This window comes from Rhizobacter sp. P3_B12 (assembly GCF_056402895.1).
The window spans coordinates 1-506 of record NZ_JBFUGN010001805.1 but is presented as its reverse complement, the minus strand read 5'-3'; the positions used below and the strand labels follow the sequence as shown (position 1 = coordinate 506).

The following is a 506-nucleotide window of genomic DNA, read 5'->3' as shown; positions in this document are numbered from 1 at the left end:
CCCATGACCCGTTTTGCCCACTACCCGAGCCTCGAAGGCCGCACCGTCTTCATCAGCGGCGGCACCACCGGCATCGGCACCGCCTTCGTCGAGCACTTCCATGCGCAGGGCGCGAAGGTCGGCTTCGTCGGCCGCAACCGCGAGGCGGCCGACGCGCTGCTGGCGGGCATCGCCGCCCGGCCCAACCCGCACGGCGCGCCGAAGCCGCTGTTCATTCCCTGCGACGTGACCGACGTCGCGGCGCTGCAGGCGGCCATCGCGCAGACGCGCAGCGCGTTCGGTGCGATCGGCGCGCTGGTCAACAACGCCGCCAACGACCAGCGCCACCGGGTCGAGGAAGTGACACCGGAGTTCTGGGACCAGTGCATGAACGTCAACCTGCGCCACCAGTTCTTCGCGGCGCAGGCGGTGGTCGACGACATGGCCGGCCTGGGCGGCGGCTCGATCATCAACCTCGGCTCGATCAGCTGGATGATCAAGGGCGCAGGCTACCCGGCCTACGCGAC

The 506-nt window shown here is 70.2% G+C and carries 1 protein-coding gene; it reads left to right on the top strand.

The window, feature by feature from the left end:
* Window positions 1–3: 3 nt before the first annotated feature.
* A partial coding sequence (locus tag AC1D01_RS38330; protein ID WP_477875264.1) for an SDR family NAD(P)-dependent oxidoreductase occupies window positions 4–506 on the top strand: 503 nt, incomplete at its 3' end.